This is a genomic window from Pseudomonas sp. S3E17, from assembly GCF_024168685.1.
Lineage (GTDB): Bacteria > Pseudomonadota > Gammaproteobacteria > Pseudomonadales > Pseudomonadaceae > Aquipseudomonas > Aquipseudomonas marginalis.
In genome coordinates, this window is the sequence record NZ_JALJWE010000001.1 from 1,969,765 (window position 1) to 1,994,207 (window position 24,443).

The 24,443-nt window shown below is 62.2% G+C and carries 28 protein-coding genes; 10 read left to right on the forward strand and 18 right to left on the reverse strand.

All coding sequences use genetic code 11. The features are described 5' to 3' along the window. Positions 1–87: 87 nt before the first annotated feature. The 4 genes from ycaC to J3D60_RS08345 all read right to left on the reverse strand — a co-directional run bounded on the left by ycaC (position 88) and on the right by J3D60_RS08345 (position 3,852). A complete protein-coding gene (gene ycaC / locus J3D60_RS08330; protein ID WP_065941918.1) occupies positions 88–705 on the reverse strand; it encodes an isochorismate family cysteine hydrolase YcaC in 618 nt (205 codons plus the stop codon). A 27-nt stretch (positions 706–732) separates the two neighbouring features. Beyond that, positions 733–2,571: an amidohydrolase gene (locus tag J3D60_RS08335; RefSeq protein WP_027607150.1), complete on the reverse strand. Its 1,839-nt coding sequence runs from the start codon at positions 2,569–2,571 to the stop codon at positions 733–735. Continuing rightward, a complete protein-coding gene (locus J3D60_RS08340; protein WP_253490862.1) occupies positions 2,568–3,158 on the reverse strand; it encodes an antibiotic biosynthesis monooxygenase in 591 nt (196 codons plus the stop codon). Before J3D60_RS08340 ends, J3D60_RS08335 begins: the two co-directional genes overlap by 4 nt. Positions 3,159–3,264: 106 nt before the next feature. Then, the gene (locus J3D60_RS08345; protein ID WP_253490864.1) at positions 3,265–3,852 is read right to left on the reverse strand and encodes an NUDIX domain-containing protein; all 588 of its coding nucleotides are present in this window, start codon (positions 3,850–3,852) and stop codon (positions 3,265–3,267) included. 164 nt (positions 3,853–4,016) lie between these two features. Here J3D60_RS08345 and J3D60_RS08350 point away from each other — a divergent pair, with 164 nt between their 5' ends. Next, complete coding sequence (locus tag J3D60_RS08350) at positions 4,017–4,943, forward strand: alpha/beta hydrolase (protein ID WP_253490866.1); 927 nt, start codon at positions 4,017–4,019, stop codon at positions 4,941–4,943. A gap of 195 nt (positions 4,944–5,138) precedes the next feature. Here J3D60_RS08350 and J3D60_RS08355 read toward each other — a convergent pair whose 3' ends face one another. After that, positions 5,139–6,296: an alpha-hydroxy acid oxidase gene (locus tag J3D60_RS08355; RefSeq protein WP_253490868.1), complete on the reverse strand. Its 1,158-nt coding sequence runs from the start codon at positions 6,294–6,296 to the stop codon at positions 5,139–5,141. A 121-nt stretch (positions 6,297–6,417) separates the two neighbouring features. On the opposite strand from J3D60_RS08355, the gene J3D60_RS08360 reads away from it, so the two are divergent. Then, a complete protein-coding gene (locus tag J3D60_RS08360) occupies positions 6,418–7,203 on the forward strand; it encodes a DeoR/GlpR family DNA-binding transcription regulator (protein WP_065941914.1) in 786 nt (261 codons plus the stop codon). Between the two features lie 393 nt (positions 7,204–7,596). On the opposite strand, the gene J3D60_RS08365 is transcribed toward J3D60_RS08360, so the two are convergent. Next, positions 7,597–8,031 carry a DNA methylase gene (locus J3D60_RS08365; RefSeq protein ID WP_253490870.1) on the reverse strand — a complete coding sequence of 145 codons (435 nt, stop codon included), beginning with the start codon at positions 8,029–8,031 and terminating at the stop codon, positions 7,597–7,599. 2 nt (positions 8,032–8,033) lie between these two features. After that, positions 8,034–8,246, reverse strand: coding sequence for a hypothetical protein (locus J3D60_RS08370; RefSeq protein ID WP_253490872.1), 213 nt, complete (start codon positions 8,244–8,246; stop codon positions 8,034–8,036). 186 nt (positions 8,247–8,432) lie between these two features. Here J3D60_RS08370 and J3D60_RS08375 point away from each other — a divergent pair, with 186 nt between their 5' ends. Together J3D60_RS08375 and J3D60_RS08380 are read left to right on the forward strand one after the other, a co-directional pair. After that, a complete protein-coding gene (locus tag J3D60_RS08375; protein WP_065927205.1) occupies positions 8,433–8,936 on the forward strand; it encodes a DUF4142 domain-containing protein in 504 nt (167 codons plus the stop codon). A gap of 30 nt (positions 8,937–8,966) precedes the next feature. Beyond that, positions 8,967–9,527, forward strand: coding sequence for a type 1 glutamine amidotransferase domain-containing protein (locus J3D60_RS08380; protein ID WP_065927206.1), 561 nt, complete (start codon positions 8,967–8,969; stop codon positions 9,525–9,527). Between the two features lie 61 nt (positions 9,528–9,588). Here J3D60_RS08380 and J3D60_RS08385 read toward each other — a convergent pair whose 3' ends face one another. Continuing rightward, the gene (locus J3D60_RS08385; RefSeq protein WP_253490874.1) at positions 9,589–9,795 is read right to left on the reverse strand and encodes a PLD nuclease N-terminal domain-containing protein; all 207 of its coding nucleotides are present in this window, start codon (positions 9,793–9,795) and stop codon (positions 9,589–9,591) included. A 256-nt stretch (positions 9,796–10,051) separates the two neighbouring features. Between J3D60_RS08385 and J3D60_RS08390 the strand changes: the two genes are divergently transcribed. After that, entirely contained in the window at positions 10,052–10,528 is a 477-nt protein-coding gene (locus J3D60_RS08390; RefSeq protein ID WP_027607159.1) for a hemerythrin domain-containing protein, read from the forward strand. Positions 10,529–10,596: 68 nt separating this feature from the next. Further along, positions 10,597–10,875, forward strand: a complete 279-nt coding sequence (locus J3D60_RS08395) for a hypothetical protein (RefSeq protein ID WP_065941910.1) — start codon at positions 10,597–10,599, stop codon at positions 10,873–10,875. Here J3D60_RS08395 and J3D60_RS08400 read toward each other — a convergent pair. Next, the gene (locus J3D60_RS08400; RefSeq protein ID WP_027607161.1) at positions 10,864–11,073 is read right to left on the reverse strand and encodes a DUF3079 domain-containing protein; all 210 of its coding nucleotides are present in this window, start codon (positions 11,071–11,073) and stop codon (positions 10,864–10,866) included. The genes J3D60_RS08395 and J3D60_RS08400 overlap by 12 nt on opposite strands. A 176-nt stretch (positions 11,074–11,249) precedes the next feature. On the opposite strand from J3D60_RS08400, the gene J3D60_RS08405 reads away from it, so the two are divergent. Genes J3D60_RS08405 through J3D60_RS08420 form a run of 4 tightly spaced genes read left to right on the forward strand, consistent with a single transcriptional unit; the run spans position 11,250 to position 14,304 of the window. Next, the gene (locus tag J3D60_RS08405; protein WP_253490876.1) at positions 11,250–11,780 is read left to right on the forward strand and encodes an iron transporter; all 531 of its coding nucleotides are present in this window, start codon (positions 11,250–11,252) and stop codon (positions 11,778–11,780) included. Beyond that, positions 11,780–12,103, forward strand: a complete 324-nt coding sequence (locus J3D60_RS08410) for a cupredoxin domain-containing protein (protein ID WP_141155267.1) — start codon at positions 11,780–11,782, stop codon at positions 12,101–12,103. The genes J3D60_RS08405 and J3D60_RS08410 overlap by 1 nt, the downstream gene beginning before the upstream one ends. A 9-nt stretch (positions 12,104–12,112) precedes the next feature. After that, the gene (locus tag J3D60_RS08415) at positions 12,113–12,952 is read left to right on the forward strand and encodes an FTR1 family protein (protein ID WP_253490878.1); all 840 of its coding nucleotides are present in this window, start codon (positions 12,113–12,115) and stop codon (positions 12,950–12,952) included. After that, positions 12,949–14,304: a 4Fe-4S binding protein gene (locus tag J3D60_RS08420; RefSeq protein WP_253490880.1), complete on the forward strand. Its 1,356-nt coding sequence runs from the start codon at positions 12,949–12,951 to the stop codon at positions 14,302–14,304. The genes J3D60_RS08415 and J3D60_RS08420 overlap by 4 nt, the downstream gene beginning before the upstream one ends. A 296-nt stretch (positions 14,305–14,600) precedes the next feature. Here the strand turns inward: J3D60_RS08420 and J3D60_RS08425 are convergent, their stop codons facing one another. The 9 genes from J3D60_RS08425 to narH all read right to left on the reverse strand — a co-directional run bounded on the left by J3D60_RS08425 (position 14,601) and on the right by narH (position 24,442). Continuing rightward, positions 14,601–16,220: a methyl-accepting chemotaxis protein gene (locus J3D60_RS08425; RefSeq protein WP_253490882.1), complete on the reverse strand. Its 1,620-nt coding sequence runs from the start codon at positions 16,218–16,220 to the stop codon at positions 14,601–14,603. 69 nt (positions 16,221–16,289) lie between these two features. Continuing rightward, a complete protein-coding gene (locus J3D60_RS08430) occupies positions 16,290–16,985 on the reverse strand; it encodes an anaerobic ribonucleoside-triphosphate reductase activating protein (RefSeq protein ID WP_065927214.1) in 696 nt (231 codons plus the stop codon). After that, complete coding sequence (gene nrdD / locus J3D60_RS08435; RefSeq protein ID WP_253490884.1) at positions 16,982–17,137, reverse strand: anaerobic ribonucleoside-triphosphate reductase; 156 nt, start codon at positions 17,135–17,137, stop codon at positions 16,982–16,984. The genes J3D60_RS08430 and nrdD overlap by 4 nt, the downstream gene beginning before the upstream one ends. 31 nt (positions 17,138–17,168) lie before the next feature. Then, on the reverse strand, positions 17,169–19,169 hold the full coding sequence (locus J3D60_RS08440; protein ID WP_253490886.1) for a ribonucleoside triphosphate reductase: 2,001 nt from the start codon (positions 19,167–19,169) through the stop codon (positions 17,169–17,171). A gap of 377 nt (positions 19,170–19,546) precedes the next feature. Continuing rightward, the gene (moaA, locus tag J3D60_RS08445) at positions 19,547–20,533 is read right to left on the reverse strand and encodes a GTP 3',8-cyclase MoaA (protein ID WP_253490889.1); all 987 of its coding nucleotides are present in this window, start codon (positions 20,531–20,533) and stop codon (positions 19,547–19,549) included. A gap of 1 nt (position 20,534) precedes the next feature. Next, on the reverse strand, positions 20,535–21,461 hold the full coding sequence (locus J3D60_RS08450) for a peptidylprolyl isomerase (protein ID WP_253490891.1): 927 nt from the start codon (positions 21,459–21,461) through the stop codon (positions 20,535–20,537). 10 nt (positions 21,462–21,471) lie between these two features. Continuing rightward, positions 21,472–22,152: a respiratory nitrate reductase subunit gamma gene (narI, locus tag J3D60_RS08455; RefSeq protein WP_027607172.1), complete on the reverse strand. Its 681-nt coding sequence runs from the start codon at positions 22,150–22,152 to the stop codon at positions 21,472–21,474. Then, the gene (gene narJ / locus J3D60_RS08460; RefSeq protein WP_027607173.1) at positions 22,145–22,900 is read right to left on the reverse strand and encodes a nitrate reductase molybdenum cofactor assembly chaperone; all 756 of its coding nucleotides are present in this window, start codon (positions 22,898–22,900) and stop codon (positions 22,145–22,147) included. The genes narI and narJ overlap by 8 nt, the downstream gene beginning before the upstream one ends. Positions 22,901–22,903: 3 nt before the next feature. Further along, positions 22,904–24,442: a nitrate reductase subunit beta gene (gene narH, locus J3D60_RS08465; RefSeq protein WP_065941894.1), complete on the reverse strand. Its 1,539-nt coding sequence runs from the start codon at positions 24,440–24,442 to the stop codon at positions 22,904–22,906. Position 24,443: the final 1 nt, after the last annotated feature.

Here is a 24,443-nt window from a genome sequence, read left to right on the forward strand (position 1 = left end):
CACAAATCAAATGTGGGAGGGGGCTTACTGTGGTTCACCACAGCAAGCCCCCTCCCACAGGGAATTACCGACAGCCTTGAAAACAGCTTACTTGGCCGTGAACGCCGAGTAGCTGTTCATCAGGTTGCGGTAGTTGGGAATGCGCGGCGACAGCAGGTTGGCCAGGCCTTCCATGTCGTTGCGCCAGTCCACCTGCAGCTCGCAGGCCACGGCGAACCAGTTCACCAGTTGGGCACCGGCGGCGGTCATACGGGCCCAGGCGGCCTGCTGCACGGTTTCGTTGAAGGTGCCGGAGGCGTCGGTGACCACGAACACCTCGAAGCCTTCGTCGAGGGCGCACAGGGTCGGGAACGCCACGCACACGTCCGTCACCACGCCGGCAATGATGATCTGCTTGCGGCCGGTGGCCTTGACCGCCTTGACGAAATCTTCGTTGTCCCAGGCGTTGATCTGGCCAGGACGGGCGATGTACGGCGCGTCCGGGAACAGCTCCTTGAGTTCCGGCACCAGTGGGCCGTTGGGACCGCCTTCAAAACTGGTGGTGAGGATGGTCGGCAGGTTGAAGAACTTCGCCACGTCGGCCAGGGCCAGTACGTTGTTCTTGAATTCGTTGGGGGAGAAATCCTGCACCAGGGAGATCAGGCCGGTCTGGTGATCCACCAACAGCACCACGGCGTCATCTTTGTTCAAGCGCTTGTAAGTCATGGGTTAACTCCTTTGTGGGTTTAGGTATCAGAACGCAAAGCACGAGCAGCCAAACGCCCCCCAGAAACCCTGGAAGTCGCTGACCGGCACGCTGGAAAGACGCGCCTTTTCGTGGCTGTGGGAATGCACGCCGCACGGGCCGCTGCATTGGTGTACTTGAGCCTGCACAGGCGAACTCGGGCGCCAGTGCCCCGGCACCTTGACCACCGGCGACCAGTCCGGCAGCACCGGTACGCGTGGCGGTGCAAAGTCTTCGAAGTCGCCGGCGCCGTAGACCACCTTGCCGCCGACCACGGTGAGCACCGATTCGATCCACTTGATGGCTTCTTCATCGACGCTGAAAAAATCCGCCGACAGTGCCGCCACGTCCGCCAGTTGGCCGACCTTGATCTGGCCTTTCTTGCCCTGCTCGGACGAGAACCAGGCGCTGCCATGGGTGAACAGTTCCAGCGCGGTCAGGCGCGGCAGGCCTTCGGCGTGCAGCTCCAGGCCACCGACGGTGCGGCCGCTGACCATCCAGTACAGCGAAGTCCACGGGTTGTAGCTCGACACCCGCGTGGCATCGGTGCCCGCCCCCACCGGCACGCCTTCGGCCAGCATGCGCTTGATCGGTGGCGTGGCTTCGGCGGCCTTGGCGCCGTAGCGCTCGACAAAATATTCGCCCTGGAACGCCATGCGGTCCTGGATCGCGATACCGCCACCGAGGGCGCGGACCCGCTCGATATTCTTCGGGGTGATGGTTTCGGCATGGTCGAAGAACCACGGCAAGCCATTGAACGGGATGTCGCGGTTGACCTTCTCGAACACGTCAAGCATGCGCGAGATGGACTCGTCATAGGTGGCATGCAGGCGGAACGGCCAGCGCTGTTCCACCAGGTGACGCACCACCGGTTCCAGCTCCTGCTCCATGGTCAGCGGCAGGTCGGGACGGGGTTCGAGGAAGTCTTCAAAGTCCGCCGCCGAGAACACCAGCATTTCACCGGCACCGTTGTGGCGCAGGTAGTCATCGCCCTGGTGCAGGGTGACGCTGCCGGTCCAGTTCTTGAAGTCGCTGAGTTCTTCCTTGGGCTTCTGGGTGAACAGGTTGTAGGCGATGCGCACCGTCAACTGTTCATCCTTGGCCAGTTGTTCGATCACCGCGTAGTCATCGGGGTAGTTCTGGAAACCACCGCCGGCATCGATGGCGCTGGTCAGGCCGAGACGATTGAGTTCACGCATGAACTGGCGGGTGGAGTTGACCTGGTATTCCAGCGGCAGTTTCGGGCCTTTGGCCAGGGTCGAATAGAGGATCATCGCGTTAGGTCGCGCCACCAGCATGCCGGTGGGGTTGCCGTGGCTGTCGCGCACGATCTCGCCGCCCGGCGGGTTCGGCGTGTCCTTGGTGTAGCCGGCCACGCGCAGGGCGGCGCGGTTGAGCAAGGCACGGTCATACAGGTGCAGCACGAACACCGGGGTGTCCGGTGCGGCCTGGTTGAGTTCTTCCAGGGTCGGCATGCGTTTTTCGGCGAACTGGAATTCGTTCCAGCCACCCACCACCCGCACCCATTGCGGCGTCGGGGTACGGTCGGCCTGCTCCTTGAGCATGCGCAGGGCATCGGCCAGGGACGGCACGCCTTCCCAGCGCAGCTCGAGGTTGTAGTTCAACCCGCCACGGATCAGGTGCAGGTGCGAGTCATTGAGGCCGGGGATCACGGTGCGGCCCTTGAGGTCGATGACCTGGGTGCCGCTGCCACGCAGGGCCATGGCCTCGCCATCGGTGCCGACGGCAACGAAGCGCCCCTCGCGAATGGCGACGGCGGTTGCCCGCGGGTTTTCTCGGTCCACGGTGTGGAACTGGCCATTGAACAGAATCAGATCGGCGTTCATAGGGTTTCCTTTACAGAGGCTTCAAGCCAGGGAGCGAACAGGCGGGTGGCGGCCGGCATCAGCAGGTAGACCACCAGCAGGACGATGGTCACGGTGACCAGGAAGGTCGCGACCACGTAGTTGGAGAGAAACGGGTGCAGGCCGAGGATCGGGGCCCATACGATCGGCACCAGCAGGGTCAGCGGCAGGATCACGCACAGGGTCACCACCGCCTGCTTCCAGCGCGGTGGCTTGGCGGCGCTGTCGGCCAGGGGCGTGAACCAGAATTCGTTGAGCGCACCGATTTCGGTCTTGTCGCCGTCGGCCAGCATCGGCGTGGCTTCGGCGATCAGGGTGTTGCGCTCGGGGGAATTGAGCCAGGTGTCCAGGTCATCGGTGGAGCGGTAGCGCAATACGCAGGTGAACAGCGCCAGGCCGTTCTGTTTGCTGCGCACCACATCGACACCCAGGTGGCCGGGACGCTCGCCGGCGATACGCACGGTGCGGCGCAGCCAGGCTTCGTAGTCGGCTTCGCGGCCTGGCTTGATCAGGTGTTTGACGACCAGGGTGACGACTTCGTCGGGCCCTGTCTGTGGTGCTGGGTCCATGGTATGCCCCTCTGCCTTGAAATGTCAGCGATGAGGGGAGTTTGCCGAGGACAGCGTCAGGAAAATTGCATGTACGTGCTGTTTGAGGGAGATGGCTGGAAAGGGCTCACCAGCCTTCTTTCAGCATGCGCAACTCCAGGTGCTGCAACAGCATGATGGTCTTGCCGTCGGCGATCTCGCCGTTCTGCACCATGGCCAGTGCCTGCTCGAAACCCAGCTCCAGCACCTCGATGTCCTCGCCCTCCTCTTCCAGGCCGCCGCCATGGCCGACCCGGTCCCCCGGCTGGTACTCGCCGAGGAAAAAGTGAATCCGCTCGGTGACCGACCCCGGGCTCATGAACGCCGCATAGATCTTCTCTACATGGCCGACGCGGTAGCCGGTCTCTTCCTCGGCCTCCAGGCGAATGCGCTCTTCGGGGCTGGCGTTGTCCAGCAGCCCCGCCGCCGCTTCAATCAGATAGCCGTGGTAGTCATTGACGAAGGTGGGCATGCGGAACTGGCGAATCAGCAACACCGTGCGTTGCTCGCGGTTGTACAACAGGATGGTCGCGCCATTGCCGCGGTCATACACCTCGCGGGTCTGGGCTTGCCAACTGCCGTCGCGGCGACGCAGGTCGAAGCTGTATTTTTTCAGCAGGTACCAGTTGTCCGAGAGGGTCTCTTCGGCGGTGATGCGAACGGGGCTGTTGTCCATGGTCAGGCCTTTGTTCAAAAGAACACGAGCATGTCGCGCCGGCATCGATGGCGTCAAATGCTGTAACACTTTGCAAGCAATCCCCCTGCGCGGCCGTCGAATTTATACCTGCCTGTGCAGGCCATCTGGTAAAACCCCAGCTTCACCTTTGCCCTGGAATCTCCATGCCCTCTCGTTTTCTATCGCGCCTGAGCCTGCGCTGGTTTCCCCTGCTGTGCATGGCACTGTTGATCGTCGGCCTGCCCGTGGGCTGCGCGGTGCTGCAACACAAGGAGCGCGAGCTGGTGTTTCGCATCGAACCCGGCACCGCCAGTTGGTACAGCGGCTTGCCCAAGGCGGTGCAGGAATTCGAGCTCAAGCCCGCCAGTTTCAAATCGGGGCAGAACATTCATGGCTGGTGGTACCCGGCCGCCAACAAGGACGCACCGGCGATCCTCTACCTGCATGGCGTACGCTGGAACCTCACCGGGCAGCTGTTTCGCATCGAGCAGTTGCACGCCCTGGGTTACTCGGTGCTGGCCATCGACTATCGCGGTTTTGGCCAGAGCCACGGCGAGCTGCCCTCGGAAACCACGGTCTACGAAGACGCGCGCATCGCCTGGGAACGCTTCCAGGTGCTGCAGCCGGACCCCGGCAAGCGCCTGATCTACGGGCACTCCCTCGGCGGCGCGGTAGCCATCGACCTGGCCGCCGAACTGGGCAAGCAAACGCCACCGCCGGTACGTGGGCTGGTCATAGAATCCACCTTCACCTCCCTGGCCGATGTAGCCGCGGCGGTGGCCAATACCTCACTGCCGGTGCGTTGGTTGCTGTCGCAGAAGTTCGACTCCATCGACAAGATCGCCGATATCCATATGCCATTGCTGGTGGTCCATGGACTGGATGATCGCTATGTGCCGCCCCGTTTCAGCGAGCAACTATTTGAAGCGGCCCGGCAACCCAAGCGCCTCTTGTTGGTGCCGGGTGCCAGCCACAACAACAGCATGAGCCTGGCCGGTCGCAGCTATCGCCAGGCACTCGACAACCTGATGCAAGCGAAGATGCCCGCCCAGGTTGTCACCCACGCAACAGGCCGTGACAACGAGTCATAAATCCGTTTTTCGGCACTGGGTTCGCGCTTGGCTGTCAAGCGCAAACCCTGCCCATACTGGCCCTCGCCGGCAGTTGATCAAATATTAACCTTTGGTTAAATCGCCAACCCTGCCGGGCGTTCGCAAAGTTATCCACAGAGATACCCACGGTTTTCGTGGACAACTCTTTTTATTTTTTTACGATTTTTTTGCTGATTAAACGGTTTCTGGAAATGTACCCGGCAGCAGAATCTCGCGATTCACATCGCGTATATCGTTATAGCCACACAGCGCCATCGTCACGTCCAATTCACGGGCGATGATCTCGAGTGCCTTGGTCACCCCCGCTTCGCCCATCGCGCCCAGCCCATATAAATGCGGGCGACCGATCATGGTGCCCTTGGCGCCGAGTGCCATCGCCTTGAGCACGTCCTGGCCGGAGCGAATGCCGCCATCCAGCCACACCTCAATGCGCTCGCCCACCGCGTCGACAATCGCCGGCAACTGGCTGATGCTCGACGGTGCACCATCCAACTGGCGGCCTCCGTGGTTGCTCACCACCAGTGCATCCGCCCCGGAATCGGCAGCCAGGCGCGCGTCTTCCACATCGAGGATGCCCTTGATGATCAGCTTGCCGCCCCAGCACTGCTTGATCCATTCCACATCGTCCCAGCTCAGGCGCGGGTCGAATTGCTGAGCGGTCCACGACGACAGCGACCGCATGTCCGCCACCCCCTTCACATGCCCGACGATATTGCCGAAGCCACGCCGCCGGGTACCGAGCATGCCCATCACCCAGCGCGGCCTGGTGGCCATGTTGAGGAGGTTCGGCAAGGTCAACCTGGGCGGTGCCGACAGGCCGTTGATCAAATCCTTGTGACGCTGCCCGAGGATCTGCAGGTCCAGGGTCAGCACCAGTGCGTCCACGCCGGCCGCCTTGGCACGTTCGATCAATTGCTCGACAAAGCCACGGTCGCGCATCACATACAGCTGGAACCAGAACGGCTTGCCCACGTGTTCGGCGATGTCCTCCAACGAACAGATACTCATGGTCGACAAGGTATAGCGCAGGCCAAACGCGGCGGCGGCGCGGGCGGTAAGAATTTCGCCATCGGCATGCTGCATGCCCGCCAGACCGGTGGGGGCCAAGGCAACGGGCATGGCCATGTCCTGGCCGAGCATGGTGGCGCGGATCGAACGTTCATCGATATTGCGCGCCACGCGCTGGCGGAATTTGATCCGGGCAAAATCGCTTTCATTGGCGCGGTAGGTGCTTTCAGTCCAGGACCCGGAATCGGCGTAATCGTAGAACATCCGTGGCACCCGCTTTTGCGCCAGCTTGCGTAAATCTTCGATGGTTGTAATCAACGACATCTAGGTCACCTCTCCCTGAACTGAGCACAGAGAGTAACCGCCCCACAAGTGGGCAACCAGCCATTGCGTTTATATCGACTGCAGACTAATCTCGCACAAACCCGCAAAAAAGCGCACAAACATGCATAACACCCATCACGCCATGGACCTGCCGTCCCTGCGCAAACAAAAGATCCTGTTACTGCTGGAACGCGACGGCAAAGTCACTGCCTCGGAGCTGGTGGACCACTTCGCCGTGTCCCAGGACACCATCCGCCGCGACCTCGGCGAACTCGCCGCCGCCGGCCTGTTGCAGCGCGTGCACGGTGGCGCCCTGCCCCGGCCCAAGGACACCGGCAAGGACTTCTTCACCCGCGTCGGCGAGACCAATGAAGCCAAGCGTCAACTCGCGCAACTCGCCGCCGACCAGGTGCAAGACGGCCAGATCGTGCTGTTCGATTCCGGCTCCACCACCTTGCAGATCGCCCAATCATTACCGCATTCGATCCGCCTGACGGTGGTCACGCCGTCACCGATGATCGCCATCGCCCTGGCCGACCATCGCGATGTGAAGGTGATACTTGCCGGTGGCCAACTCAACCCGGCCACCTTGTCCACCAGCGGTCACGAGGCTGTGCGCCTGATCCAGGGCATCAAGGCCGACCTGCTGTTTACCGGGGTGTGCGCACTGCATCCGCAAGTGGGCATCAGCTCGCTGCATTTTGATGAAGTCGCGGTCAAGCAGGCCCTGCTCGACAGCGCCTCCCATGTGGTGGCGGTGACCATGGCCGACAAACTCGGTGCGGTGGAACCGTTTGTGGTGGCGCCATGCAACCGTATTCACACGTTGATCACCGAGTGGCATGTGCCCAGTGTGGAGGCGTATGAGCAGTTAGGGTTGGAGGTGTTGCGAGTGGAGGTCGAGTAGGTACAGGGCATCAAATGGCGGTGTGGCTGGCAGGCTTTGTTGTGGCCCGCGGGCTTTTTGTAGTGGGCAAGCTTTTTTTTATGGTGAGCAGGCTTTTTGTGGTGAGCGGGCTTGCTGTGGTGAGCGGGCTTGCCCCGCGCTGGGCTGCGAAGCGGCCCTAAAACCAGTCACCGCGTTCAGCCAGGCAGGATAATGGCGGTGGCCTTATTAGGGGCCGCTACGCGCCCCAGCGCGGGGCAAGCCCGCTCACCACAACAAGCTCACTCACCACAAAAAAAGCCCGCTCACCACAGCAAGCTCACTCACCACAGCAGGCCCGCTCACCACAACAAGCTCACTCACCCCAAAAAAGCTTGCTCACCACAGCAAGCTCACTAGCCACAACAAGCCCGCTCACCACGACAGCACCTTGGCCGCATCGCGCATGAAAATCTCGATGGTCTTGGGCCCCACACCGTCAAATTCACCCAGGCGCTTTTCGAACGCCTGGCGGTTTTCGCTGGCACTGCGAATGTGGCTGATCTTGCCGGCGTACTCGGCGTTCAGCTTGGCACTCAGGTCCAGCAGGCGCTGCGCGGTGCTTTCGTCGTACCGCACGTAATGGGCACGCCCCAACATCACCACCAATTCCTTGGAGGTGCAATGTTGCAGCTTGCGCGCCGTATCGCGCCCCTCTTCTTCAACGATCACCTTGTAGGCCTGGGCCGCAATTGGCGCCTGGATGCGCTTGCCCATCAGGAAGCTGGCGACAAGCCACTTGAACAGGCTGGCGTCATCCCCAGGCTTGAGATCGATGCCCAGTTCAGCCGCTGAAATAGCCTTGGCCATGCTCAGTGCCCCAGCTTGCGCTCGGCCTCATCGGCCCGTTCGTTGATGGCGTCGGCCTGGCGTTCGGTGTCCTTGATCGAGGTGGGTGTCAGCACTTTGTCGACGGTTTCGGTGCTGGGATTCGGGCGTTCCAGCGTCTGGCCCTTGGCGGCTTTATCAGTACCTTTTTGCGCCTGTTCGGAACTGATCGGGTCTGGGGTTTTATCGGCAGTCACAGTGAAATCTCCTGGCAGTTGAAGGCCCGCGAAAGCGGCGGGCACTTACGCAGCAGAGGCCTGTGAATGTCGATAGTTCAAGGAAATTGCCGCGGACAAACAGGAACAAAAAAATTTAAACCTTTTGCCCCGGCCTCGGCTCAACAGTCAGGTAACGGCATCCCGCCACTTTCAAGGAGCTCCATCATGACCACTCTGCTGATGAAACAAATGGGCCTGACTTTCGTACTGGTTGCCGGCGCAATATCCAACGCCATGGCCGCCACCTCCAACAGCTTCGTCGATGACGCAGCCCAAGGCGGTATCACCGAGGTGGAAGCCGGCAAACTGGCCCTCGAGAAAAGCAGCTCGGCCGACGTGAAGACGTTTGCCCAGCACATGGTCACCGACCATACCAAGGCCAATCAGGAACTGATGGCCCTGGCAAAAAAACTCGACATCGAAGTGCCGGATGACGCGGCCCTGACTGACAAGGCCAAGAAAGCCATCCTGGAACTACGCGACGAATCATTTGACAAGGCCTACGCCAACAACCAGGTCGACGCCCATGAAAAAACCGTCGAGCTGTTCAAGAAGGAAGCTGCTTCCTCGGACAATGCCGAGCTGAAAGCCTTCGCCACCAAGACGCTGCCAACCCTTGAAGCCCATTTGAAAATGGCCAAGGAGCTGCAAGCCAAGCACGACCATTAATTCATTCCTGACTCAAGGAGACATTCGATCATGAGTTCGCAACTCAACGGCAAGAAGATTCTGGTCATCACCTCCAACACCGGCATCGAGCGCGACGAATTGCTCAAGCCCCTGGAAGCACTGCGCGGCTATGGCGCCACGGTGACCCACGCCTCCAGCAAAGGCGGCTCCACCCAGACCTTTGTCGGCGACACTGAAAAGGACAAAACCGTGGAATCCGACGTGCAGCTGTCAGACGTAGCCAGCAGCGACTTTGACGCCCTTGTGATCCCTGGCGGTACCGTCAATGCCGATACCCTGCGCCAGGACGCGGCGGCGCTGCGCCTGATCAAGGACTTTGCCCAAGCCGGTAAAACCATCGCGGCGATCTGCCACGGCCCATGGACGCTGATCGACGCCGGCGTGATCAAGGGCAAGACCCTGACCTCGTACAAAAGCGTGCGCATCGACCTGGAAAACGCCGGCGCGGCCGGGTGGGTCGATACCGAAGTCAAGCAATGCCAGGCCAACGGCTGGACCTTGATCACCTCGCGTACACCGGACGATCTGCCTGCTTTCAACGAGGCGATTGCCCAGGCTGTCGCTGGTTGAACCGCCCACGTTGAACGCAAACAGGCGCCTTTCGGCGCCTGTTTTGCGTTACCCCTGCCACTCAGCTTTTACGCTGTTCCGGCATCTCCCGCTTGGGCCCGAACATGGCCCATGCAATCAAGCCCACCAGCGGTACGAAGATCAGGATCACCAGCCATAAGCCCTTGGTCTCCCAGCCACTGGTGCTGCGCAATACGATATTGATCGCCCACAACTCCAACAGCAGCAGAACTACCGCCAACGCAATCCAGACATATTGAATTTCCATGCTTCACCTCCTAGGTCGTATGCGTTAGTTCAAGCATCGGCCGCGAGGGTTCATTTAAATTTTCCTGGGTGGTGGAATGCAACGTGCCCCCAGGCCGACCATGCAACCTGCACGACAGGCGCTCTCTGCAATCCTCTTCAACCAATTGAATTGAAAGGCCAATTTAAAATCCCTCAAGTTGGTACGCCTGATGCACCCCTGTACGGGACGAGGCGTGCATATCGACGCGCCCTGAGTTTCCCGTGAGGTGTCACCGATGAATGCCATTGATCTGCTCAAAGCCGACCACGAACGCGTAAAGGCCCTGTTGACTCAATTGAGTGAGTCCACCGAACGCGGGGTGAAAAAGCGCACGGAGCTGCTGGCCAAGCTGGAAGCGGAAATCAGCCTGCACACCAGGCTGGAAGAAGAAATCCTCTACCCGGCGTTCAGAAAGGCCGGCGGCAAGGAACAGGACATCATGTACCACGAGGCCAAGGAAGAGCACCGCACCGTTGACGCCTTGGTGCTGCCCGACCTGAAGCAGACCGAACCGTCGACCACCGAGTTTTCCGGCCGCGTCAAAGTGGTCAAGGAACTGCTCGAGCACCATATCGAAGAAGAGGAAACCGAGATGTTCCCCCAGGCCAAAAAGCTGCTGGGCAAGGCATTGCTTGAAGAGTTGGGCGCCGAAATGGAAGCCATGAAAGCGGCGCATAAAAAGTCGCAATCGAGCAAGCCGATGGCGGCTTGATCGAGGCAGGACCGGAGCCTGGAATTCATCCAGGCTCCTGATACATCTACACGATAGGGGATAGCGTCATGAAGACCAGATCGTCCCAACGGATTGTGCTTATCGTCGGCCTGTCAGCCCTGCTCACCGGCCCCGCCCTCGCCGCCTTTGGCGATAACCCGGAGCCTGCCGCCAACGCCTTGAGTGGCGACAGCGCCGCCGGTTCCGCCCTGCCACCGGGCACCTATCCGAGCAGCCCTTCCGACAGCGACAAAAAAACCAAGGACACCGCCAAACCGCCGAGCAAACCCGCCAGGCCGGCTGACACTAATAAAGACGGCAAGGAAAAACCCCGCTCAGGCAGCTGACGGCTCATCCGCCACCGGCGGCTCGGGCGCAAGCCCCCAGTCGCCATGCTCGTACCAGTCATCCCCGAGCATCTCGGCCGGGTGCATGGTGCGGTCGGCGCCATTGCCGCAAGCCAGGTCGGCGGCCGCGCAGTAGCGGTCACAGCCCCAACAGATACGTTCTGGATGCTTGGGGTGCAGCGGAAAAGGCTTGGCCATGAGTCGACTCCCTGGCGACGAACACTCCCTGCAACCTACCCCCATCCAGCCTGTACAACCTTGACCGGCATCAAGCCTGGCCAAGATGAAATATTCTCGGAACTTGACAAGAATCATTATTATTTACTGCTGACCTTCCTAGACTCGGGTTCTCTCTCCCCCCTCAGGAAGCCTCCATGCGTACCCCTTATTTGCTGTGCCTTGCCCTGCTGCTGAGCACCTCCGTGGCAGTTGCCAAGGAGTATCCCATCGGCGAACCGCAACACTGCCCCGGCCTGGAAATCGGCGCGGTGTACCTGCAACCGATCGAGATGGCACCCGCCGGCATGATGCGCGCCACGGCCGATTCCGATGTGCACCTGGAAGCCGACGTACGCGCCACGGCGGACAACGCCCAAGGGTTTCAGGAAGGCAGTTTCGTGCCCTACCTCAACCTGTCTTTCACCCTGAAGAAAACAGGCAGCGACACCCCCATCAGCGGCGACTTCCACGCCATGGTCGCCAACGACGGGCCGCACTACGGCGATAACGTCAAGCTGCAAGGCCCCGGCAAATACACCCTCACCTTCAGCGTATTGCCGCCCACCGGCCATCACTCCCTGGGCCGTCATACCGACAAGGAAACCGGGGTCGCCCCGTGGTTTGAACGCTGTGAAGTGCACTACGAATTCGTCTACGCCGGCATCGGCAAAAAAGGCGGCTATTGATGCGCCGCGCCCTGTTGCTGGGCGGCCTGCTGCTGAGCATCGCGGCGGTGGCGGCGCCATTGCCCACCTACGAGCTGAGCCTGGAGGACGGCCATTTCGACCCGCCACAACTGGTGGTCAAGGCCGATGAGCGCTTCAAGATCGTGCTCAAGAACATCGGCCAAGGCCCGGCCGAATTCGAAAGCACACCGTTGCGGGTCGAGAAGGTGTTGTCTGCGGGGGTGACCACCTTTGTGGTGATCCACCCGCTCAAGCCGGGGTTGTACCCGTTCTTCGACGAGTTCAACCCGCAATTGCCCGAAGGCAGCATCCTCGCCCAATAGGAGCCGTTGATGAATCAATCGATGTTTATTGTCTGGCGTGAAAGCGTCGAGGCCCTGCTGGTGATCGGTATCCTGCAGACCTGGATCAGCCGCCAGGCCGGCCATGTGCAACTGGCCCGTTTCCTCTGGGCCGGGGTGTTGCTGGGGTTGCTGTGTTCGGCCGGGCTGGCCGGTTTGATGCTGTGGGCCGGCGACGCCATGACCGGCCCACAGGGCGAGTGGCTGCAAGCGGCGCTGACCCTGTTGGCCAGCGGCTTGATGGTGCAGATGGTGTTCTGGATGCACCGCAACGCGGCCACGCTCAAACACAGCCTGGTACGCGAGGCCGACGCGCGCCTGGCGCGCCAGGGCGGCTGGGGCGTGTTGTTACTGGCGCTGCTGGCGGTCAGTCGCGAAGGCAGTGAAACCGTGGTGTTTTTGTATGGCGCCGGGGCGCGCCTGCACGATGAGGCGCAAGGCCTGTTCGCCGTCGGCGGTGTGCTCGGCCTGGCACTCGCGGGGCTCACCGTGCTGCTGTTGCGCGGCAGTCGGCGCTTTATCTCCTGGTCACTGTTTTTCGCCCTCAGCGAGGCGCTGCTGTTGCTGCTTGGTGGGGCCTTGCTGATCGCGGCCGTGGACCGTATCAGTGGGCAACTGCTGGGCATGGACATGCCCGAGTGGGTCTACGCCGCCTTCGGTGACAGCCGTTGGGACAGCAGCGCACTGCTCAGTGACAGCCATGGCCTCGGCGCACTGCTGGCCGACTTTGCCGGCTACCGCGCGGCCCCCAGCCTTATCACCGTTCTGGTGTTGCTCGGCTACTGGCTATGGGTGGGCAATGGCCTGCGTCGCGCCCGGCACGCGGCATGAGCTGGTTGCAGCAACTGGGCGATGGCATGCGCCGCCATGCCCGGCTGATCCGTGCCATGCAATGGGCGGTGGTGCTGGCGTATGCCATGCTGCTGGTACTGCCCGCCGCGCTGCCGTTGCCGGATAGCCAGGCGCGCATGGTGAACAACCTGACGCTGCTGGCGCAATTTATCTTCTGGGGGATCTGGTGGCCGTTCGTGTTGCTGTCGATGGTGCTGTTCGGGCGCCTGTGGTGTGGCGTGCTGTGCCCGGAGGGTTCGCTGAGCGAGTGGGCCAGCCAGCACGGGCGTGGCCTGGGCATACCGCGCTGGCTGCGTTGGGGCGGCTGGCCGACCCTGGGCTTTTGCCTCACCACGCTCTACGGCCAGTTGATCAGCGTGTACGACTATGCCCAGGCAGCGTTGCTGATCCTGGGCGGCTCGACATTGGCGGCGGTGCTGGTCGGCCTGCTGTTCGTGCGCGGCAAGCGCGTGTGGTGCCGTTACCTGTGCCCGGTCAGCGGCGTGTTCGCCCTGCTCGCCCGCCTGGCGCCGGTGCATTTCGCCGTGGATGAACAACGCTGGAAAGCCAACCACGCCCCGCACCTGCCCCTGCCCAACTGCGCGCCACTCCTGGACATCCGCCGCCTGCAAGGCGCCAGCGACTGCCACGCCTGTGGCCGTTGCAGCGGGCAACGCGGCGCGGTGCAACTGATCGCCCGCTCGAGCAATAAAGAGATTCTCCAGGCGCCGCGTCAACCCGGCTCGGCGTGGGATGCGCGCCTGCTGCTGTTTGGCGTGATCGGCCTGGCCATGGGCGCCTTCCAGTGGACCTTGAGCCCGTGGTTTATCGCGCTCAAACAGACACTCGCCGAGTGGCTGGTAAGCCGCGACTGGCTCTGGCTGCTGCAAGACAACGCGCCCTGGTGGCTGCTCACCCACTACCCGCCACTCAACGACAGCTTCAGCTGGCTCGATGGCCTGTGCATCGTGCTGTACCTGGGGGGCAGCGCACTGCTGCTCGGCGGTGGCTGCTGGCTGCTGCTGCGCCTGGCCGCGTCTGTGGCCGGCGACCGCGCACTGTTTCGGCCCTTGGCACTGACACTCACGCCCCTGGGTGGTGCGGGGTTGTTCCTGGGGCTGTCGGCGACGACGGTGAAGTTATTGCGCTATGAAGGGTTGGCATTGGCATGGGTGCAACCGGCGCGCGCACTGATGCTGAGCGCCGCGATTGGCTGGTGCTTGTGGTTGGGTTGGCGGCAGCTCAAGGGGCTTGGAACCCGACCGCGCTGCCTGGGGTGGTTGTGCGTACTGCTGAGTAATGGGCTGGTGGGGTGTGGCTGGTGGTTGCAGTTCTGGGGGTGGGCTGGCTGATGTGCAGCGATGCACATGGGAGGGGGCAGTGTCAGTTAATGCAGCTGTTACTGACACACCGCCATCGGGAGCAAGCCCCCTCCCACACTTAACCGAGTACACCAGTCACAACTCCGGTCGGCTCCAAGACTGCAAAAGCCAGAGCAAAAGCAGACCGAGGTCTACCTGATATATGCAGATCCAAATGTGGGAGGGGGCTTGCTCCCGATGAGGCAGTATCAGTTAATACATCTGCCACTGCCCCACCGTCATCGGGCGCAAGTCGAATCGTCGCACCGCCCCTCCCACAGGCAAAGTTACACCTTGAACCGCGCCACCGTCTGATGCAGCGTCCCCGCCATTCCGGCCAGGTCATGCCCGGCAGTCTCGGTGTGTATCGCACCCTGCAACACCTGCTGCGACAGGTTGCGAATGCCCACCAGGTTGCGATCCACTTCCCGCGCCACCAGCGCCTGTTCTTCGGTGGCGCTGGCAATCATCATATTGCGTTCGTTGATCTGCGAGATCGACCGGGTGATCTCGTCCAGCGCTTCTCCCGAGCGTTGCGCCACGCTCAAGGTCGCCTGTACCCGCTCGCTGCTGCTGTGCATGGCGGCCACGGCGTGTTCGGTGTCCTGGCGGATATTGCCGATCATCTGCTCGATCTCCTGGGTCGAGACCTGTGTGCGGTGGGCCAACGCGCGCACTTCATCGGCGACCACCGCAAACCCGCGTCCGGCTTCCCCGGCGCGGGCCGCTTCGATGGCCGCGTTCAACGCCAGCAGGTTGGTCTGGTCGGCAATGCTGCGGATCACTTCGAGCACGCTGCTGATGTCTTGCACACGGCCGGCCAGCTGCTGGATACGCTCCGAGGTTTCCACCACACCGGTGGCCAAGGTGTTGATCGACGCCACGGTTTCCTGCACCTGCGCCTGTCCACGCTGGGCGGTCTGCTCCGACAGGCGCGAGGCTTCGCTGGTGCTCACGGCATTGCGTGCCACCTCGTCGACGGCGGCGGTCATTTCATTCACCGCCGTGGCGGCCTGTTCGATTTCCTGGCCCTGCAACTGCAGGCTGCTGCTGGTCTGGCCGCTGACCGCGCTCAACTCTTCCGACGAGCTGGCCACGCCGTCCACCGACGTGGCGATATGGCGGACCATCTCGTTAAGGTTCTGCTGCATCTGGTGCAGGTTGCGCATCACACTGCCGTCGATACTGTTGCCCAACGGCACCTCGAGGGTCAGGTCGCCCTCGGCGATATGACTCAACACCCGCGCCACCTCATCCGGCTCGCCGCCCAGCGGGCGGGTGACGCTGCGCGTGACAATCACCGCCGCCGCCACCACCAGGGCCAGGCACAGCAGGAACAACCCGAGCATGGTGCGTCGCGCCTCGTCATACAGGGTTTGCGCCGCCTGCTGACGCTCGGCGAACAGCCGCCCCTGCATGGCCATCAACGCATCCAGGCTCTTGAACACCTCAAGCTCGGCCGGGATCACCTGCTGTTTGAGCTGGGCCAGGCCCTGCTCGCGCGCCCCTTGCCGGATCAGCGCCTGCACCTGGGTGAAGGCCGCCACGTAGGCTTCGCGGTGGGTTTTCAAGGTGGCATAGGCGGCCTTGCCTTCGGCGGTGTCGAGCAGCGGCTCAAGGGTGGCGAACGCCTGGGTGATGCGCTCGCGCGTGGTGCCGATGGAGGCCTGGGCCTGCTGGTTGTCCTGGTCGATCAGCAGGTCGCGGGTATTGCGCCCGTTATCGCGTACCCCGGTGGCGATCACCATGATCGGCGCAATTCTGGGCCAGTCCTGCTGCACGATCTGCTCGGACTGCTGCTTGAGGGTCGCCAGGTCGTGAAGGGCATAAAACACCAAGCCGACCAGCGCCAGCGGCGCAATCGCGAAACCGATGACAATGCGTTGTGCCGTGGTTAATTGCTTCATTGTGATAGTCCCTGATGAAAACCTGCCCGTCATGGGCAGCATCTATAAAAATCCGCTTGAGGGCGCCGATCACCCTCGCAATACAAAAGCAGGAAACAACTCGCGCAATCGGCTCCATAACTCCGGCAAGGCCGCCTGTGCCGGAGAACTCGACAATTGCGCATCGAGCATGCTGGCCGTGCGCACCATTTGCACCGCAAAGCGTTGCACGCCGTTGGCTTGCAAACGCTGGGCCAGCAACAGCAACCGAGGGGGGTCGATCAAATGCCAATGCACCGTGGTGCGGCACTCGTATTCCACGCCGCTGGCCAACAGGGTGTCGAGGCTGCGCCAGTTGGCGGCACCGCTGTGCTTGACCTGGGTAATCAACTGGCAATCCTCGGCCAGCGCCTTGACGTCAAAGCCGACCCAATCGGCATGCCGCAACGCATTGGCAAACCCTGCCGGCTTGATCCCGGCGCTGTGCAGGCCGACGCGAAAACCCATCGCCCGCACTTCATCCATGGCGGCCGGCAAGCCTTCCTGCAAGGTCGGCTCGCCACCACTGAACACCACGGCGTCGAGCAAGTCCTTGCGCCGCTGCAAAAACAGCAACACCCGGCGCCAATCCACCTCCGTGCTACCGCGCGGCGGGATCAGGTCCGGGTTGTGGCAGTAACGACAGCGCCAGGCACAGCCTTGGCAAAACAGCACACAGGCGAGCATGCCGGGGTAGTCGAGGGTGGTCAGGGGCACCAGGCCCCCGACCCGTAGCGCTCGACTCATTGGCGCCCGGCCACGGCGGCCGTTTCAGTGAAATGCACCCGCTCCTTGTGCTCGGATTGTTTGCCGGGATTGAACGCCGACACGGGCCGGTGATAGCCCATCACCCGGGTCCAGACTTCGCAGCGCTGACGTTTTGGCTGGGATGCTTGCATGGTGAATCTCCTTGCGGGTTGGAAGATCGGTTCAGTGCGCAGCGGCCAGTGCCAGCACTTCATCGCACTTGGGACAGAACTCATGCTCACCGGCGAGGTAACCGTGCACCGGGCAGATCGAGAACGTCGGGGTGATCGTCAGGTACGGCAGGCGGAAACGTCCCAACGCCTTGCGCACCAGCTGCTTGCAGGCCTGGGCCGAGGAAATCTGCTCGGCCATGTACAGGTGCAACACGGTGCCGCCGGTGTACTTGCATTGCAGTTCGTCTTGCAGCTCCAGGGCTTCGAAGGGGTCCTGGGTAAAGCCCACCGGCAGTTGCGAGGAGTTGGTGTAGTACGGCGCGACGTCGCTGCCGGCCTGCAGGATGTCCGGGTAGCGCTTGCGGTCTTCCTTGGCGAAACGGTAGGTAGTGCCTTCCGCCGGCGTGGCTTCGAGGTTGTAGAGGTGGCCGGTGTCTTCCTGGAAGCGCAGCAAGGTGGCGCGCACATGGTCGAGCAGCTTGAGGGCAAATGCGCGGCCTTCCTCGGTATGCATGCCCTGCTCGTCGCCGGTGAAATTGCGCAGCATCTCGTGCATGCCGTTGAGGCCGATGGTGGAGAAGTGATTGCGCAAGGTGCCGAGGTAACGCTTGGTGTAGGGGTACAAGCCGGCGTCCATATGGTGCTGGATCACCTTGCGCTTGACCTCCAGGCTTTCCATGGCCATGTCCATCAGGCTGTCCAGGCGTTGCAACAGGCCCGAGGTGTCGCCCTTGAACAGGTAACCGAGGCGCGCGCAGTTGATCGTCACCACGCCGAGGCTGCCGGTCTGCTCCGCCGAACCGAACAACCCACCGCCGCGCTTGAGCAGCTCGCGCACGTCCAGTTGCAGGCGACAGCACATCGAGCGCACCTGGTTGGGTTGCATATCGGAATTGAGGAAGTTCTGGAAATACGGCAGGCCGTAGCGCGCAGTCATCTCGAACAGGCGGTCGGCGTTCTCGCTGTCCCAGGGGAAATCGTGGGTGATGTTGTAGGTGGGAATCGGGAAGGTGAAGACCCGGCCCTTGGCATCGCCGGCCTGCATCACTTCGATATAGGCGCGGTTGATCAGCGCCATTTCCGCTTGCAGGTCGCCATAGGCAAACGGCATTTCCTCACCGCCGATCACTGGCACCTGCTCGCGCAGATCCTCCGGGCACACCCAGTCGAAGGTCAGGTTGGTAAACGGCGTCTGGGTGCCCCAGCGCGACGGCACGTTGAGGTTGTAGATGAACTCCTGCACCGCCTGGCGCACCTCGGCGTAACTCAGTTGATCCTTGCGCACATAGGGCGCCAGGTAGGTATCGAACGAGCTGAACGCCTGGGCGCCGGCCCATTCGTTTTGCAGGGTGCCGAGGAAATTGACCATCTGCCCCAGGGCGCTGCTCAAGTGCTTGGGCGGCCCGGCTTCGACACGGCCCGGCACGCCATTGAGGCCTTCGTGCAACAGCGAACGCAGCGACCAGCCGGCGCAATACCCGGCGAGCATGTCCAGGTCATGGATATGCAGATCCGCCTCACGGTGCGCACGGCCGATCTGCTGGCTGTAGACCTCGTCGAGCCAATAGTTGGCGGTGACCTTGCCCGACACGTTCAACACCAGCCCACCCAGGGAATAGCCCTGGTTGGCATTGGCTTGCACACGCCAGTCTTCGCGGTCGAGGTATTCGTTCATCGAGGTGGCGACTTCCACCAGGGTCTTGCGGTCGCGACGCAGGCGGCCGTGTTGTTCGCGGTAGACGATATAGGCGCGCATGGAGAGGAAGTAGCCGGCGTCCATCAGCACACGTTCGACGCTGTCCTGGATTTGTTCGACGTCCAGGTGTTCGATGCCCCTCAGGCGAGCCAGGACAGCGCCCAGTAACAGGTCGACGTCGACCTCCTGGTACTCGCCGGTTGCGGTGCCGGCGGCGGTCAGAGCGTGGTGGATTTTTTCGGCGTTGAAGGGGACCAGGCTGCCGTCGCGTTTGTGTAGGCGGGTGCTGACCAACGGGGTGAGCGTGTTTTGCATTTTCCGGGCTCCAGGCACTACATATAGGTGTTTTTAGGCTTCAAGACACAAGATGCAGTGAGGTTACGGAGAATGGGGTGGGGTTCCCTTGATCGGGGTCAAGGTTTTTTGATTGGGTACATATCCGTTATTTAGGTAACGGCGGCCTATGGTTCCGCTCTTACAGCGGGTCACTTTGGAAAAGCCCCAAAGTAACCAAAGGGCTCTTGCCCCAACACTCGGCACCTCGCCTAGGCTCGGTGCCGAGTGTTGGGGCGAGGACCTTTTGGTTACTTTTGGGTCCCTCCAAAAGTGACCCGCTGTAAGAGCGGAACCCTAAGCCGCCGTTACCGAAGAAACGGATATGTACTCAGTACCACACCACCCCACACCGCCCCTCACCCCCCACTCATATTCATAAACCGCACCACCTGCACCTCCCCCTCCCCACTGAAATCATGCCGCAACGGCTTGCCCTTCAACCCCCTGTGCAACGCCTCGACCAACGGCCCATCCTCCAACGGATAGCGCCGTAACAACGCGCGAAAATCCAGCGCATCCTCCTGCCCCAGGCACAACAGCAACTGCCCTTCCACCGTCATCCGTACCCGATTACAACTGCCACAAAAATTATGCGAATTAGGCGAAATAAACCCGACCCGCGTCCCAGGATGCCCCGCCAACCGCACATACCGCGCCGGCCCGCCGCTGTTCTCGCTGCTATCGATCAACCCATATTCACGGGCAATCACCGCGCGTACTTCATCGCTGGAGCAGAACGTCTCGCCCCGCGATCGCCCCACGTCCCCCAGGGGCATTTCCTCGATAAAACTGATGTCGACACCCTGGTCGATGGCGTACCGCACCAACGCCGGGACCTCGTCGAAGTTGCGCCCCTTCATCACCACGCAGTTGAGCTTGACCCGCTCGAACCCCGCCTCCCGCGCGGCCTCGATACCGTCCAGCACCTGGCGCAGATCACCGTTGCGAGTGATCCCGCAAAAGCGTTGCGCATCCAGGCTGTCGAGGCTGATGTTCATGCGCTTGACCCCCGCCTCCACCAACGGCCGCGCCAGTCGCGCCAACTGCGAGCCATTGCTGGTCATCACCAGTTCACGCAAGCCCGGCAGTGCCGCGATGTTACGGCACAGCCCGACAATGCCCGGGCGAATCAGCGGCTCGCCTCCGGTGAGGCGGATCTTGCGCACGCCCTGCCCCACGAAGAGCGCGGCCAGGCGTTGCAGTTCTTCCAGGGTCAACACCTGCTGGCGCGGCAGGAATGTCATGTTTTTCGCCATGCAGTACACACAGCGAAAATCGCAACGGTCGGTCACCGACAAGCGCAGGTAATCGATCGAACGGCCCACCCCATCCACCAGGCTCATGTCACTGCACCAACGGTGAGTCGGCACCCTGCAGCGCGATGCCGCGGATGTCCGCCGCGCCGATCAGGGTTTGCAGGTACTGCACCAATGCCTTCTGCCACACCCCTTGCTGCAACTGGGTGCGAATCGCCACGGCCACCGCTTCGTAGGGCAGCGGCTGGCCTTCGATACGCTGGTCGACGCTGATCACATGCCAGCCGTAACGGCTCTCCAGCGGCTTGGCGGCCAGGCCCGGAGCCAGGGTGAACAACTGGCGCTCCAGCTCGGGCACGGTCTGGCCCTTGCTCACCTGGCCCAGCGAACCGCCCTGGGCCTTGGATGGACAGGCCGAGTATTTGAGCGCCAGTTCGGCAAACTGGCCGGGCTGTTCTTCCAGGCTCAGCAGCAGGACTTCGGCCTGGGTGCGCGCCAGGTGGCGCGCCTCGGCGTCGTCCGGCGCGCACTCAAGCAGAATGTGCCGCGCCGCCAGCAACGGCGCGCTGTGAAAGCGCCCACTGTTGTTCTCGAAGTAGCGCACGCAGGTGGCTTCGTCGCAGTCGGGCACCGTCACCTCACGCTCCAGCAGCAGGCGCGTGGCGGCTTCTTCTTCGTTTTCGCCGGCGGCGATTTCCACCGCCAGGCCCAGCTCGGCGATCCGCTGTTGCAACAGCTCGCGGATCACCAGCGCGCGGGCGGCCAGGTACACCGCCTCCTCGCGGCTGGCGGCCGGGTGGTATTGCAACTCCAGGGCCATGGCCTCGGGCGTGACCGCCACGCCGTTGACGCTGATGATCGGCCATTCCTGTTCACTGCTGGCGATCAACTCCGGCGCCTTGATCTCTTCGAAAGAAGCCTGGGCCACAGCCTCGGCCATCATCGGTTCCTTGGCCGACGAGCCGCACCCACCGCTGCCGCCGTTACCGCCACCACATCCGCATCCTGTAGTCATGACGTTCTCCTCAATACTTCTGCCGCACGATTTGATAACGACGCCCCAGGTACCAGATCGGCGCGCTGACCATGTGCACCAGGCGGGTAAACGGGAACAGCACAAACAGGGTCAAGCCCAGCGCCACGTGGGCCTTGTAGATCAGCGACACCGGTGCAATCGACTCGGCCGCTTCCACCGGCCGCAACAGCACCACGTTCTGCGCCCAGTCGGCGAGCATCACCATCACCGAGCCGTCCATATGCCCGGTGGAGGCGACGATGGTCAGCAGGCCCAGCAGCAACTGCGCCAGCAGCACCAACAGGATCAGGATGTCCGACGGGCTCGAGGTCGCCCGCACGCGCGGGTCCCCCAGGCGACGCTTGACCAGCATCAGCAGGCCCACCAGGCACAGCAGGCCGAAGAAGCCACCCGAGACCATCGCCAGCAACTGCTTGTGCTCAGTGCTGATCACATGGTGGTAGACCGACGCAGGGGTCAGCAGACCGACAAAATGCCCGGCCAGCACGAACAGCACGCCGATGTGGAAAAAGTTGCTCGCCACGCGCATGCCACGGTTGTTGAGCATCTGGCTGGAACCGGCCTTCCAGGTGTACTGCGACAGGTCGAACCGCGCCCAACTGCCCAACAGGCAGATCGCCAGGGCCACATAGGGGTACACCCCGAATACCAGCAAATTCCACTTAGACATTACCCACCTCCCCGGCGGGCGCTGCGGCCCGGCCTTCTTGCTGAAAATCCACCCAGTGCAAAGGCACCGCGCTTTCTTCGCGGGCCTTGCCCGGACTGCTCGGCATCGAGCTGCAGCGGTCCTGTTGCTCAGCCTGCATAAAGTCCACCGCTTCCTCTTCCCAGATTTTGTCCAGGGCTTCGAGGGAGTCGTCCCGCGGTTCGGCGGCGACCTGGGCGCGCAGTTCGGCCACGGCCTGGTGCGGCTCGGCGCCGGCAATCTGCAAAAGCGCACGGAAACAACTGGCATAGCCGCTCTCACGCTCGTCGAGACGCGCAGCGAGCAAGGCCAACAGGTGCGCCACATCCGCCAGGCCCTCGCGGGCCTCGATGTCTTCGCGGGTGGACAGGAACTCCAGGTACAACGGGATGTAGTCCGGCAGCTCCTTGACGCCGATGGCAAACCCGGCTTCTTCGTACTGGGCCATCATGTCGACCATGGCCTGGCCGCGGTCGCGGGACTCGCCGTGCACGTGTTCGAACAACAACAGCGACAGCGAACGGCCCCGACCAAACAGCGCGCCGTAGTGTTCCTGGCCGTCCATCAGGTCATTGGCACAGATCAGTTCCAGCAGCTCGAACAACGCGCCGCGCTGCTTGGGGCTGATTTCCCGGGATTCGAGAATTGCCTGCTCCAGTTCGTCGCGACCGTTCACCAAGGTTTCAGTGGGGTAGTCCAGCAGCAACGAAATCACTTTAAGAATGCGCATGGCTCAGTCCTCCCAGATCTGGACGGTTTTCAGCACGTCACGGCGGTTGGCTTTCTTGGCGCCGAACATGTTGGTGTCGGAGCTGCCGCTGCAACCGCTGCCGAAGCTGAAACCACAGCCGGAGCGTTCGGCGAACGCGTCACTCATGGCGTCTTCACGGTGGGCGCTCGGTACCACGAAGCGATCTTCGTAGTTGGCGATGGCCAGGTAGCGGTACATCTCTTCCACCTGTTCAACGCTCAGGCCGACGTCTTCGAGCACTTGCAGGTCCTGTACGCCATCGACTTGCTGGGAGCGTTTGTAGGCGCGCATCGCCAACAGGCGCTTGAGCGCACGCTTGACCGGTTTTTCATCGCCGGCGGTGAGCATGTTCGCCAGGTAACGCAGCGGAATACGCAGGCTGTCCACATCCGGGATCACCCCGTTCATGCCCACGGTGCCGGCCGCGGCGGCGTTCTGGATCGGCGACAGCGGCGGCACGTACCAGACCATCGGCAAGGTGCGGTATTCCGGGTGCAGCGGCAGGGCCAGCTTCCAGTCGACGGCCATTTTGTACACCGGCGAACGCTGGGCCGAGTCGATCACCGACTGCGGCACGCCATCGGCCAGGGCCTGGCGAATCACCGCCGGGTCATTCGGGTCGAGGAAGATTTCCAGTTGCTTCTCGTACAGGTCCTGCTCGTTAGCGGTGCTGGCCACTTCGCTGATGCGGTCGGCGTCGTACAGCAACACACCGAGGTAACGAATCCGACCCACGCAGGTTTCGGCGCACACGGTCGGCATACCGGCTTCGATACGCGGGTAGCAGAAGATGCACTTCTCGGACTTGCCGCTCTTCCAGTTGAAGTAGATTTTCTTGTACGGGCAGCCGCTGATGCACATGCGCCAGCCCCGGCACTTCTCCTGGTCGATCAGCACGATGCCGTCTTCTTCACGCTTGTAGATCGCACCGCTCGGGCACGATGCCGCGCACGCCGGGTTGAGGCAGTGCTCGCACAGCCGCGGCAGGTACATCATGAAGGTGTTTTCGTACTCGCCATAAATGTCGGCCTGGATCTGGTCGAAGTTCTTGTCCTTGCGGCGCTTGGCGAATTCGGTGCCGAGGATTTCCTCCCAGTTCGGGCCCCACTCGATCTTTTCCATGCGCTTGCCGGACACCAGCGAACGCGGGCGTGCGGTCGGCTGGTGCTCGCCCAATGGTGCGGTGTGCAAGTGCTGATAGTCGAAGTCGAACGGCTCGTAGTAGTCGTCCAGGCTCGGCAGGTCGGGGTTGGCGAAGATGTTCGCCAACACGCGGAACTTGCCGCCGATGCGCGGGTTGATCGAGCCGTTGGCGTTGCGCACCCAGCCGCCCTTCCACTTGTCCTGGTTCTCCCACTCCTTGGGGTAGCCGACGCCGGGCTTGGACTCGACGTTGTTGAACCAGGCGTATTCCATGCCTTCACGGCTGGTCCACACGTTCTTGCAGGTGATGGAACAGGTGTGGCAGCCGATGCATTTGTCCAGGTTGAGGACCATGCCGATCTGTGAGCGAATTTTCATC